General features: G+C 40.9%; 12 protein-coding genes. 9 read left to right on the forward strand and 3 right to left on the reverse strand.

From position 1 onward, the window contains the following. Positions 1-54: 54 nt before the first annotated feature. Positions 55-3,132 carry a peptidase domain-containing ABC transporter gene (locus tag DSM106972_RS02610; RefSeq protein WP_233787783.1) on the reverse strand — a complete coding sequence of 1,026 codons (3,078 nt, stop codon included), beginning with the start codon at positions 3,130-3,132 and terminating at the stop codon, positions 55-57. 1,244 nt (positions 3,133-4,376) lie between these two features. Between DSM106972_RS02610 and DSM106972_RS02615 the strand changes: the two genes are divergently transcribed. Continuing rightward, positions 4,377-5,351 (forward strand): ribonuclease Z, encoded by a 975-nt coding sequence (locus tag DSM106972_RS02615; protein WP_127078544.1) that lies wholly within the window; start codon positions 4,377-4,379, stop codon positions 5,349-5,351. 121 nt (positions 5,352-5,472) lie between these two features. Here the strand turns inward: DSM106972_RS02615 and DSM106972_RS02620 are convergent, their stop codons facing one another. Continuing rightward, complete coding sequence (locus tag DSM106972_RS02620; protein WP_127078546.1) at positions 5,473-5,844, reverse strand: pentapeptide repeat-containing protein; 372 nt, start codon at positions 5,842-5,844, stop codon at positions 5,473-5,475. Between the two features lie 63 nt (positions 5,845-5,907). Here DSM106972_RS02620 and sixA point away from each other — a divergent pair, with 63 nt between their 5' ends. The 8 genes from sixA to DSM106972_RS53065 all read left to right on the forward strand — a co-directional run bounded on the left by sixA (position 5,908) and on the right by DSM106972_RS53065 (position 11,890). Then, a complete protein-coding gene (gene sixA / locus DSM106972_RS02625; protein ID WP_127078548.1) occupies positions 5,908-6,402 on the forward strand; it encodes a phosphohistidine phosphatase SixA in 495 nt (164 codons plus the stop codon). Between the two features lie 112 nt (positions 6,403-6,514). Next, positions 6,515-7,651 (forward strand): citrate synthase, encoded by a 1,137-nt coding sequence (locus DSM106972_RS02630; RefSeq protein WP_127078550.1) that lies wholly within the window; start codon positions 6,515-6,517, stop codon positions 7,649-7,651. A 325-nt stretch (positions 7,652-7,976) separates the two neighbouring features. Then, the gene (gene nuoH, locus DSM106972_RS02635; RefSeq protein WP_127078552.1) at positions 7,977-9,095 is read left to right on the forward strand and encodes an NADH-quinone oxidoreductase subunit NuoH; all 1,119 of its coding nucleotides are present in this window, start codon (positions 7,977-7,979) and stop codon (positions 9,093-9,095) included. 93 nt (positions 9,096-9,188) lie between these two features. Next, a complete protein-coding gene (gene ndhI / locus DSM106972_RS02640) occupies positions 9,189-9,773 on the forward strand; it encodes an NAD(P)H-quinone oxidoreductase subunit I (RefSeq protein WP_127078554.1) in 585 nt (194 codons plus the stop codon). A 12-nt stretch (positions 9,774-9,785) separates the two neighbouring features. Beyond that, positions 9,786-10,391, forward strand: a complete 606-nt coding sequence (locus DSM106972_RS02645) for an NADH-quinone oxidoreductase subunit J (RefSeq protein WP_127078556.1) — start codon at positions 9,786-9,788, stop codon at positions 10,389-10,391. 9 nt (positions 10,392-10,400) lie between these two features. Continuing rightward, entirely contained in the window at positions 10,401-10,706 is a 306-nt protein-coding gene (gene nuoK, locus DSM106972_RS02650) for an NADH-quinone oxidoreductase subunit NuoK (protein WP_073619306.1), read from the forward strand. A 7-nt stretch (positions 10,707-10,713) separates the two neighbouring features. Next, on the forward strand, positions 10,714-11,637 hold the full coding sequence (locus DSM106972_RS02655) for an NAD(+) kinase (protein WP_127078558.1): 924 nt from the start codon (positions 10,714-10,716) through the stop codon (positions 11,635-11,637). Between the two features lie 67 nt (positions 11,638-11,704). Beyond that, positions 11,705-11,890: a hypothetical protein gene (locus DSM106972_RS53065; protein WP_222596632.1), complete on the forward strand. Its 186-nt coding sequence runs from the start codon at positions 11,705-11,707 to the stop codon at positions 11,888-11,890. On the opposite strand, the gene DSM106972_RS02665 is transcribed toward DSM106972_RS53065, so the two are convergent. Further along, complete coding sequence (locus tag DSM106972_RS02665) at positions 11,887-12,816, reverse strand: phosphate ABC transporter substrate-binding protein (protein WP_127078560.1); 930 nt, start codon at positions 12,814-12,816, stop codon at positions 11,887-11,889. The two genes, DSM106972_RS53065 and DSM106972_RS02665, sit on opposite strands and share 4 nt — an antisense overlap. Between the last annotated feature and the right edge of the window lie 22 nt (positions 12,817-12,838).

The following is a 12,838-nucleotide window of genomic DNA, read 5'->3' on the forward strand; positions in this document are numbered from 1 at the left end:
CAAAGATAATTACGAAAGATAATTACAAAAGATAATTACAGGCGCCTTTTTGAGTTACCCAGCTTCGGCGAGTTGTTGTTGATTAAGGTAGTAATAATGACCTCTCTTGGCAATCAACTCATCATGAGTACCGCTTTCTACCAGTACACCGTGGTCTAATACTAAAATTAGGTCTGCATTGCGAACGGTAGAGAGACGATGGGCAATGATGACGCTTGTACGTCCTTTAAGAATAGTTTTGAAATTGTTTTGAATAATTCGTTCAGATTCAGCGTCAAGGTGACTAGTTGCTTCATCCAATAATATTAAGCGAGGATTTCCGAGCAAGGCACGAGCAATTGCGAGACGTTGGCGCTGTCCTCCAGACAGCATTCCCCCACCTTCACCAATTTGGGTTTCGTAACCAAGTGGCTGCTTCTGAATAAATTCATCAGCACCTGCCGCATATGCTGCTTGAACTATTTCTTCTATGGTTGCTTCTGGATGAGCTATAGCAATATTTTCGCGTATCGTACCACCGAATAAAAATGTGTCTTGATCTACGACTCCAATTTGAGAACGTAGCGATTTTAAAGCAATATGATTGACATCATAGCCATCAATTGTAATTTTGCCATCAGTCGCAGGGTATAAACCTAAAATTAATTTGCCTAATGTTGTTTTACCAGAACCACTGCGCCCAACTAGAGCCACCATTTGTTCGGGCTGAATTTCAAAGTTAAGGTTTTGTAGCACATTAGTTTCACTTTCTGGATGATAACGAAAAGTGACATTATGAAAGCGAATGTGTCCTTTGAGTCTAGGTAATGATTTGCGAGGTTTATTTTGTAAGTCTTCTTCTGGTTCTGCCTCTAAAACATCATTAAGACGTTCGACGGAAATAACAATTTCTTGAAAATGATTCCAGAGTCCAGAAAAGCGTTGAAATGGACTCAAGACGTTACCAATTAACATATTAAAAGCCACTAATTGTCCAATGGTAAGCTCGCCATTAATGACCTGCCATGCGCCAAACCACATTATTCCTGTACTTACAAACATTTCGATTACGCCACTAACGGCAGATAAGCGAATGCCAATGACTTGAGCGGAGAAAGATTTTTTAACTAAATTATTTAGGAGTTCTTCCCAACGCCAACGCACTGTTTGCTCAATTGCCAATGAGCGAATAGTACGTATACCTGTCAAAGATTCTATCAGGTAGCTATTTTCTTCGGCGCCTGCATTAAATACCTCTCTAGAAATGCGGCGCAAAATGCTGGTACTTGCTAGTGCCAGTATAAAAAATGGCGGCACGGTTACTAGCACAAACAACGTCATCTTCCAGCTATAGGAAAACATTACTCCTAAATAAACAATTAATGACATTAAATCGAGCGTTATTGATAGCGTCTCACCAGTTAAGAAAGTCTGAATTTTCTGGTTTTCTTGGATGCGAGAGATAATATCTCCAACATAACGCGACTCGAAATAAGATAAAGGTAAACGGAAAGTATGTTTGATAAAACCTATAACTAAAGCAAGACTAACGCGCGTTGCGGTATGGTCTAGTAGATACGTTCGTACTGCATTCATAGCAATACGGAATAAGCCAAATAAAATCATTCCTAAACCAACAGCGTTTAGGGTGCTAACGCTACGTTGTACTAAAACCCGATCTAATAATAACTGGGTGAATACTGGTGTCACTAACCCAAATATTTGCATCAATACTGAAGCGATGAAGATTTCAAATAATACCTTGTAATGTGGTTTAACTAGTTCAAAAAACTTCCACAGTCCAGTCGTATCATTTTTGGTTTGTTTAAGGGCAGCAGTGGGTTGCAGTAACAATGCATACCCCGTCCAATCTTTTTCAAATTCCTTGTGTGTGAGAATACGTTGTCCAAGGGCAGGGTCGCCGACAATTATCCGTTTTTTGGTAATTTCATAAACAACAATAAAATGTTTACCTTCCCAGTGGGCAATTGCAGGTAGTGATTGAAGAGCGAATTTATCGAAAGTCGCTTTGACTGGACGTGTGGCAAAACCCAAACTTTCAGCTACCGAAGCAACCGCACGTAAAGAGGCGCCACTGCGGGTAGCATTTGTCATATCCCGCAACTTGTTGATACTGAAGCGCTTACCCCAATAGTTACCAATCATTACCAAACAAGCGGCGCCACAATCTGAAGCGCTTTGTTGAGCGTAGAACGGATATTGTCGGGTTAATCGTCCCCACCAATGTCCCATTGCCACCTTGGGACTAGGAAAGTAAGGTCGAGATTTTTTTGGCTTTTGTTGAGCTTCCCGACTGCGTACAGGAAAAGGAATTACTTTCTGATTCGATTCACTAATATTATTTCTAGGAGTCTGGTTTGCTGATAAAAGCTTGCGTGGCTTTTGAGATAAAGGTTGCTCTAAAGGCGCCCCAAATTCTGCTAACTCAGGACAGTATTCAATTGCTACTTGATAATCCGTATTTTTAAGTATATATGCAGTCGTGGGTTGCTCTATGAGCCAACTACCCTGTTCTGGATTGCCACAAATTTTACCTGGCTTCAATAAAGTTCCACTACTATGCTGCATTTGTCCAAATAGCACCAACACCATGCTGCAATCTTTAAAAACAAGCTCGGACTCTTCGGTGGTGAAATGGCGCCGTTCAAACAGCGATAAAGCTTCAAGCATTCCTGGTACAAGCGATGGATGGCTTGGAAACTTAGAGTTTTGACGGCATAACAGCATTAAGTCCCAAATGGATGCTTGTTTATACAGCTTGTCACTAACTTCAGGATACTTATCTATTAACGGTTGCAACGTCTCTAAACTCAGGTAGCACAACCTTAAGTTTTGCGAAGCTCTCGCTGCATACGAACTAAATTCGTCTTGACTAAACAGAGTTGCCTCTCCAAATGATGCTCCTACCGACAAAGTAGTAATTAAGTTCTCCAAGTCGTCTAAAAATCTAACTTTACCTGTAAGAATTACATAAATACCGCTTTCAGCATCTCTTAACTGCCAAAACTGCATTGCAAGGGGCAATTCCAATATTTTAGCAGTTTCTAAACAACTTTGCAGTTCTTTTTGTCCAAGGTTTTCACCTAATACTTTAGCAATTCTAAAACTTAGTTCTTCCTGGGATCGCATCATCAAGACCCTCTTAAGTCAGTTTTGAATATCAATACAGCTACGAAATGTCACGAAAGGGCACAAAGCCATCAATAAATCTTAGATTTGAAATTTGTTGGATTATCAACTTTCGTGACATAATTCTAAGTAAGTAGCTATCAACTAAATTTGGGTACGTAAGTTCCTAGCAACTGATAGAATCCTCTGATCAGGCTACAGTTGCACAAGTTATGCTAGCTTTTTTAAGCTAGTTAACTGTTTAGGTGGTATGCGACTTAATTAAGTTGTTTTCCCCTTATGATTGCCAGTCTAGGGGGAATTTACCTAATTAAAGCCGTGTATTTCATATTTTTTATTGTTTTATTCTCTTAACTGCATTGCGACTTAGTGATGCATTACTACACTCAATCGCATTTTTATGACAAACATTATCTATTAAAGCAAACAGTTTCAAATACCAAACTAGACTTTAGTCGAAAGATGATTAAAGGAACAATTTAAATAATCTAGCTGAAGCTGCGGGAAACCACAACCTGGTAGTATCTCTATACCGTGTCTATGTCTATTTTGGCAACGAACTGAATACTATGATAGTTCTAAAACCAATATCTTACTTGTACAAACTCTATAAGTTGTGCCATTTTGGCAGTTAAGTAAATCGCACACAGAACATTGACACAAATCAGCAATAGTATGACGTAACAAAAACCAATGTAAAATTCTTTTGCGCTTACTTTTAAAACTGGACTGGCACTTACAATTTGCTGCTTGCTTTATAAAAAGTAGCACAGCCCCTAATAAATATTAATCTTAGCATATTTTTGGTTTTGCACCTTGATTCTAATATTCAGTATTTATTATTACACTTTTATGAATCATGTCAACAAAACCTGGATATCTTCACACATTCATTAAGAAACACAATAAATTTTACCAAAAAAATTTTTTTTTTTGTACTTTTTAGTGTATACTCAATCAATCCTAGTTAATATATTAATGTATCACTGTTTAGCTATAAAATCAACAACAGGCAAAATCGAATCTATGGATGCTATAGTGGTAAAATTAGCAATAGAATCAAGATTCTAATCAAAGTTTCTTTAAATATTATATTAACATAAATAGCATCTACCAAAAGTAGTAATATTTATTTTTTTTTGTGACGACTGTGACTTTGGTATCAATTTTAGGTTTTTCCGTGTCACTATATATATAGATGAGATGAGAACGCGAGCTTCAAAAGCATTACAGCCTAAGATAAAACTGTGCAAATAACATTTTTAGGGACAAGTTCCGGAGTACCAACGCGAGCGCGCAATGTTTCGAGTGTAGCCTTGAGATTACCTCAAAGAGCAGAATTGTGGTTATTTGACTGCGGTGAGGGTACGCAGCATCAAATATTGAGGAGTGACTTAAAGGTCAGCCAATTGTCGCGAATATTTATTACCCACATGCACGGAGACCATATATTTGGTTTGATGGGGCTTTTGGCAAGTTGTGGTTTAGCAGGTAACGTTGACCGTGTTGATATTTACGGGCCTGCTGGGTTAAATGAGTATCTTCAAGCTTGTTCGCGTTACTCGCACACGCATTTTTCCTATCCGGTGAAAGTTCATGCTGTCCGTCCGGGTGTTGTATACGAAGACGAGGAATTTAGTGTTATTTGTGGTCAGTTAAACCATCGCGTCACTGCATACGGGTATCGTATTGTAGAAAAAGACCGAGTAGGACGCTTTGACGTTGAAAAAGCTAAAGAACTGGAAATACCTCCTGGTCGTATTTATGGCCAGTTAAAACGTGGTGAAACTGTGACTCTCAACGACGGACGCATAATTAACGGTAGTGATTTATGTGGACCAACCGAGATTGGACGTAAGATTGCTTATTGTACTGATACTGTGTTTTGCGATGGCGCCGTAGAGCTAGCGCAAGATGCCGATGTGCTTATTCATGAAGCTACTTTTGCTCATCAAGATTCTGACATGGCTTTTCAGCGTTTGCATTCTACAACTACAATGGCAGCACAAACTGCACTCGCAGCCTCGACGCATCGTTTAATAATGACTCACTTTAGTCCTCGCTATGCTCCTGGTAATACCATAGAACTTAAAGATTTACTTTTAGAAGCGCGTGCTATTTTTCCAAATACCGATATGGCACATGATTTTATGACCTATGAGGTTCCACGGCGCCGAAAAAGTGAAAAGTTGAAAGTGGTGAGTGCTGAGAAGAAGTACTGAGTTGAAAGTGCGCTCGTGCTGAGTAAGTTTAATAATTAGGAGTTAGAAGTTAGGAGTTCAATTTTTGACGAGCGCACGAGCGCACGAGCGCACTTTTTACTTTCCCTTCAGCACTCACTACTTATTCAAATGGTCGCATGTTGTACTCGGTGGGGTCAAAGCCTCGTGGAAACTTTGTACTGGTGTCGTAGATAGAATCTATAAAGTTGGCGCCGTAGTATTTTATATAGTGGAGTTTCGCACCTCGAAGGTTGGCTTGTTGAAAGTTGGCGCCACTTATATTTGCTTGCGTTAAATTTACTTGCGCTAAGTTAGCTAACGATAAATTTGCCCCCCACAGTTTGGCTTTGGCAAGGTTGGCACCCGTCAAGTCCGCTCCCCATAGATTAATTCCAGGTAAATAGGCACCTATTAACTTGACTTTACTCAAGTTAACACCCGAAAAGTTACGTTCTCCTTTTTCATAACGCCGTATCAATTCAAGAGCGTCCATAATCAATTATTGCGGGAGCGCTATATAGATTTATTCTTATTTTAGTAGACTTGAGTTATAAAAATGGAACTTTACTTATTTCGTCACGGTATCGCTGAAGAGAAAAGCGAAGATATACAAGATGAAGCACGCAAGCTGACTAAAGAGGGAAAACACAAAACTGAGAAGGTCGCGAAACGACTGGTTGAGCTTGGTTTAAAATTTGACGCAATTATTACAAGTCCATTGGTACGCGCACACTCTACGGCATCCATACTTATGGAAGCGGGACTTAGTAAAAAGTTGGAAGAATCAGGTTACTTGGCGCCGAATGGGTCATTATCAGGTTGGATAGAAAATTGGTTAGTTCAACAAAAATTTGAGACGGATTATAAGCTGGTGTTGGTTGGACATGAACCAGATTTAAGTAGCTGGGCAGAGCTTTTAGTGTGGGGAGAAGCCAAGGGCAACATAGTCCTCAAAAAAGCGGGTATGATCGGAATAAAGCTGCCAGAAAACGCTGCTCCCTTGGGTAACAGTCAAATGTTTTGGTTGACACCACCCAAGTACTTCCTCTAACCGATATTCGACGTTTCAGAAAAAAATCTGTTAGAACGGATACTGTTGTGGTAGTCAGTATTTCTGGTAAGTTAAGCCAGAGCAACTTTTTAACTATTCTGATGGTATTGCCATGATGGTGTGCGAATATAAGCCCGGTTTGGAAGGCATTCCTGCCGCCGAATCTAGTATTAGTTTTGTCGATGGGCAAAAAGGAATTCTTGAATATCGTGGCATCCGAATCGAGGAACTAGCTTCTAAGAGTACATTTTTAGAAACTGCATACCTCTTAATTTGGAACGAACTTCCTACAAAGCAACAGATAGCGGAGTTTGAAGAAGAAGTTAAGATGCATCGCCGAATCAAGTACCGCATCCGCGACATGATGAAATCTTTTCCAGAAAGCGGTCACCCAATGGATGCTCTGCAAGCTTCTGCTGCTGCTTTAGGCTTATTTTACTCACGGCGCGATTTGCATAACCCTGTATATATTCGTGATGCTGTAGTTCGGCTTCTCGCCACAATCCCGACTATGGTCGCAGCATTTCAGTTAATGCGGCAAGGTAATGACCCAGTACGTCCACATGATGACTTGGACTATTCGGCTAACTTCTTATACATGCTAAATGAGAAAAAGCCTGACCCATTAGCCGCGCGCATTTTTGATGTATGTTTGATTCTCCAGGCTGAACATACCATGAATGCTTCCACTTTTAGCGCGCGGGTAACAGCATCAACATTAACTGACCCATACGCTGTAGTTGCTAGTGCAGTTGGTACTTTGGGAGGTCCTTTGCATGGTGGGGCAAACGAAGAAGTTATCCACATGCTTGAAGAAATTGGTTCGGTCTCGAATGTACGTCCTTATATTGAGGATTGTATACAGCGTAAAGCCAAGATTATGGGGCTTGGGCACCGTGTGTATAAAGTTAAAGACCCGCGCGCAACTATTTTGCAAGATTTAGCCCAGCAGCTATTTGCCAAGTTTGGGCACGATAAATATTTTGATATTGCCCAAGAAGTGGAAAGAGTTGCAGAAGAAAAGTTGGGTCATAAAGGTATTTATCCAAACGTTGACTTTTATTCGGGTTTGGTGTATAGAAAAATGGGAATCCCAACTGACTTATTTACCCCAATTTTTGCAATAGCCCGTGTCGCAGGTTGGCTAGCGCATTGGAAAGAGCAGTTAGAAGAAAATCGAATTTTTCGTCCAACCCAGGTATATAACGGGCGCCACGAAGTCAGTTATACACCCATAGAACAACGGTAAATACCGTAGGGGCGGGTTAACCCATATCCCTCACATTCATTAAGATATAGCTAAACCCGCCCCAAACCGCCCCAAATTGCATATCCAAATCAATACCATAAGTAGAAATCGTATTAGTTTTGCGTCGGGCAAAAACCAACCAACGATATACTAAACATGGGGTAAACCTAAAGGGTTGCAAAAAATCTTAAATTTACCTAGCAATTAGATACAATGCTATTGGTAAGTTTATATTACTTTACATATCAGATTGTCAAAGACTCAGTATCAATGACTACATAGGGATATGTATCCCTACTTGAACGTTGACTTAAAGAGCGGAAAAATGAACTCAGGAATTGATCTGCAAGGAACTTTTATAGATTCCCTAAAGCAGTTGGGACTACCAGCAGGTACTGCGAAGGCTATTTGGATGCCTTTGCCAATGATTGTAATGCTGATAGGCGCCACTGTTGGGGTATTGGTCTGTGTATGGCTGGAACGAAAAATATCAGCGGCAGCACAACAGCGGATTGGTCCTGAATATATCGGTCCTTTAGGATTACTGGCGCCAGTAGCAGATGGTCTGAAGCTAGTGTTTAAAGAAGATGTAGTACCAGCATTGGCAGACCCATTGCTGTTTACCCTCGGTCCAATCATTGTTGTATTACCTGTATTTTTGTCCTACCTGATAGTACCGTTTGGACAAAACCTGATAATTACAGATGTTGGAATGGGCGTATTTTTATGGATTGCTTTATCAAGCGTTCAACCAATTGGGTTGTTAATGGCTGGTTACGCATCCAATAATAAGTATTCGCTTTTAGGTGGTTTGCGAGCAGCAGCACAATCTATTAGCTACGAAATTCCCCTAGCGCTATCTGTGTTAGCAATTGTGATGATGTCCAATAGTCTTAGCACTATTGATATTGTTAACCAACAATCAGGCTACGGCATTTTAGGTTGGAACGTTTGGCGCCAACCTGTTGGATTCATTATTTTCTGGATAGCTGCTTTGGCTGAGTGCGAACGGATGCCTTTTGACTTACCTGAAGCTGAGGAAGAATTAGTTGCAGGTTATCAAACTGAATATTCGGGGATGAAGTTCGCGCTTTTTTACCTTAGCTCCTACGTTAACCTCGTACTCTCTGCTTTACTTGTATCTGTTTTATATCTCGGTGGTTGGGACTTTCCTGTTCCCCTAACGTTGATTGCAAGTTGGTTGGGAGTTAGTGTTACTGACCCAGTGTTGCAGGTTGTTGCTGCGACTGTGGGTATAACTATGACTTTACTCAAAGCTTACTTCCTCGTATTCCTTGCTATCTTGCTACGTTGGACTGTTCCACGGGTTCGCATTGACCAACTACTTGATTTGGGTTGGAAGTTTTTGCTACCTATCGCTTTGGTAAATTTACTGTTGACTGCGGCTTTGAAATTAGCTTTTCCTGTTGCTTTTGGTGGATAACTAAGAGTTAGGAGTTGGGAGTTAGGAGTTAAAAATGAATAATAACTCCTAACTCCTCACTCCTCACTCCTCACTTTAAAAAAGAGAGAAACTATGCTTAAATTCCTCAAACAAGTTGGCGATTACGCGAAAGAAGCGGTACAAGCTGCTAAGTATATTGGTGAAGGTCTTTCTGTAACTTTTGACCATATGCAGCGGCGCCCTGTTACTGTTCAATATCCTTATGAGAAGTTAATTCCTAGTGAACGGTTTCGCGGTCGTATCCATTTTGAATTTGATAAATGTATTGCTTGTGAAGTCTGTGTACGGGTATGTCCGATTAACTTGCCTGTAGTTGATTGGGAATTTGATAAGGCTACTAAGAAGAAAAAGCTCAATCACTATAGTATTGACTTTGGTGTTTGTATTTTCTGCGGTAACTGTGTTGAATATTGTCCTACTAACTGTTTATCGATGACAGAAGAGTATGAGCTTTCAACTTATGACCGCCACGAGTTGAATTATGATAGCGTTGCCCTTGGTCGCTTACCTTATAAGGTTACTGATGACCCAATGGTGACACCTTTACGCGAACTTGTGTACTTGCCCAAGGGTGTTATGGAGCCTCATGGACTTCCTGCTGATGCTCCTCGTCCCGGCGCCCGTCCTCAAGACTTAATCGAACAGGCAGAAAAATAAAGGATAAGTAAAGTGAATTTAGCTTCCGGTGTACAAACTGTTTCGTTCGTTATCCTAGCGCTGATGGTAATTGGCAGCGCGTTAGGTGTTGTTTTATTTGATAACATCGTCTATTCCGCTTTTTTATTGGGTGGAGTTTTTGCTGGTATTGCTGGCTTGTATTTGTTGCTGAATGCTGATTTTGTCGCCGCAGCACAACTACTCGTTTATGTCGGCGCCATCAACGTTTTGATTTTGTTTGCCATTATGTTGGTAAACAAACGTCAAAATTTTGTTCCTTATCCTACAGCTTGGGTACGCAAAGCACTGACTGCTGTTGTCAGCTTTGGACTATTTGCTCTTCTCAGTACAATGGTTCTGGCAACTCCTTGGGCACTTTCTACGCTTGCTCCGGCGCCACAACCCATCATAGTAATTGGCGAACATTTCTTTAGTGACTTTTTGTTACCTTTTGAACTTGCTTCTGTACTATTGCTAATGGCAATGGTTGGTGCAATTATTCTGGCGCGTCGCGAGTATTTACCAGAAGTTAGTCCTTCAGATTTGCGACAAACAGTTTTGACTTTACCCGAACGTCCGAGAGAATTAGTCTCATCGGCTGAGAATGAACTATCGTAGAAATAATTTATGCAACTTCAGTACTTTTTGATACTTGCCGCAGCACTGTTTTGTATCGGTATTTTTGGCTTAATTACTAGCCGTAATGCTGTGCGAGTGCTAATGTCAATCGAATTACTGCTGAATGCGGTAAACCTGAATTTGATGGCATTTTCTAACTACCTTGACCCAGTAGAAATTAAGGGTCAAGTTTTCACTGTATTCGTAATTACTGTAGCAGCAGCCGAAGCAGCGGTAGGATTAGCTATAGTATTGGCAATTTATCGTAATCGCGATACTGTCGATATGGAGCAGTTTAATCTCCTTAAATGGTAGTATTCGTGTGGACTTAAAGCAGGTAATTATTGCTTATAAAGCGCGTGATGCCCAAAGCAAGCGTTGGGCAGAGATTTGCGCTAAACAACTAGAAAGTCGTAACTGCCAAGTCTTAATGGGACCAAGTGGACCAAAGGATAATCCTTATCCTGTATTTTTGGCTTCCGCTAACCATGAAATAGACTTGGCTTTAGTGTTAGGTGGTGATGGTACAGTATTAACAGGCGCCAGACATTTGGCTGCTGCTGGTATCCCGATATTAGGTGTTAATGTTGGGGGACACCTGGGATTTTTAACCGAGTCGGTGGATGAATTTAAAGACACCGAACAAGTTTGGGACAGGTTGCTAGAAGACCGCTATGCAATTCAACGACGTATGATGTTGCAAGCGGCAGTATTTGAGGGACATGGATCTAATTTGGAACCTGTGACTGAGCGGTATTTATGTTTGAATGAAATGTGCGTCAAACCCGCTTCAGCAGACCGAATGATTACATCAATTTTAGAAATTGAAATCGACGGTGAGGTTATAGACCAGTACGTTGGAGATGGGTTAATTGTTGCGACTCCCACCGGTTCAACAGGTTATACAGTTTCTGCGAATGGTCCCATTATGCACGACGGTATGGAAGCACTCACCGTTACTCCTATTTGTCCAATGAGTCTCTCAAGTCGTCCAATTGTTTTACCTCCTGGTTCGGTTGTTAGCATTTGGCCCCTAGGAGATTACGATTTGAGTACAAAGCTATGGATGGATGGAGTACTCGCTACTTCTATTTGGCCAGGACATCGCGTTGATATTAGAATGGCTGATTGTCGCGCTAAGTTTATTGTACTGCGCGAGAATAATTCTTATTATCAAACTCTACGCGAAAAGTTACTTTGGGCAGGTACTAGGGTTAGATATAGTAGTACTAATCATACGAATTAATTGGCAACGGATGTGGCAACGGATGATGAACGGATGTAACGGATAATTGATTTTATCGAACAAGTCTTTGTTTATAACAAAAACAAATAACTTATCCGTTACATCCGCTACATCCGTTACATCCGTTACATCCGTTGCATCCGTTGCATCCGTTGCATCCGTTGCATCCGTTGCATCCGTTACATCCGTTACATCCGTTGCATCCGTTGCATCCGTTACATCCGTTACATCCGCTGTATTCGTTGCAATTTAGTTACCAATTAAAGCTTGCTGTCCTTGAGGGGAAGTGGCATAGCCTATAAATGCTTGTACAGCAGGATTTGCAGGAGTTTTATAAACGTAATACAAGGTTCTTTGGTAAGGATAGCTGGATGAATCTGGTGTCAATCCATCGATAGGTACAACTCTCACTGTTTGTTGTTTGGCAACTTGTGCGTATGTAGCGTAGCCGATACCATCAGTGCCTAGAGCTTGAAGCAAAGGAGTTGTGGCATCTCTTGGTAATGTTGCTATGTTTGGCGTTGTGCCAAAGTTGGCGCCTTTTAATATTAATTCTTGAAAAGATTTATTTGTTCCGCTTATAGCTGGTCGGTTAATAACGCGGATAGTTCCTGCTGTTCCTCCAACTGCCGACCAATTATTAACTTTTCCTTGGAAAATATCTGATACCTCAGCAATTGTTAAGCTACCACTAAAAGGATTATTTTTACCTACAACAACTGCAATTGCATCGTTGGCAATAGGAACAGCTGTTAATCCTTGTGCTTGTTCAGATGAAGTTAGTGGTCGTGATACTGCTGCTATTTCTACTTTTCCAGCAATTAAGTCTTGAATACCTTTGTCGGAACCACCTGCACTAGTACTTACGTTGGCGCCTTGGAATTGTCTTTGGAAACCTTGTTTGAGGTTTTCATTAACAGTCACCATCGATGTAGAACCATCAATTCTAACTGATGTTCCGGCAGGTACACTCGCAGGTAATGGAAACGCAGCAGATATTGTTGTGTTTGTACCAGTTGGAGTACTATTAGAACCTGTTTGAGTGGTATTTACTGGAGCATCGGTAGCAACTGGAGCAGGCGCCTGGTCACGTTTGAAGAAAAACCAGTAACCTCCTCCAAGTAGTGCGATTAGTGCAGCAATGAAAACAATTGGTGGTGGGCCGCTTCTTTGAGCCATATGATTATTTTCTGTGGTTGAT

Source organism: Dulcicalothrix desertica PCC 7102 (assembly GCF_003991905.1).
Lineage (GTDB): Bacteria > Cyanobacteriota > Cyanobacteriia > Cyanobacteriales > Nostocaceae > Dulcicalothrix > Dulcicalothrix desertica.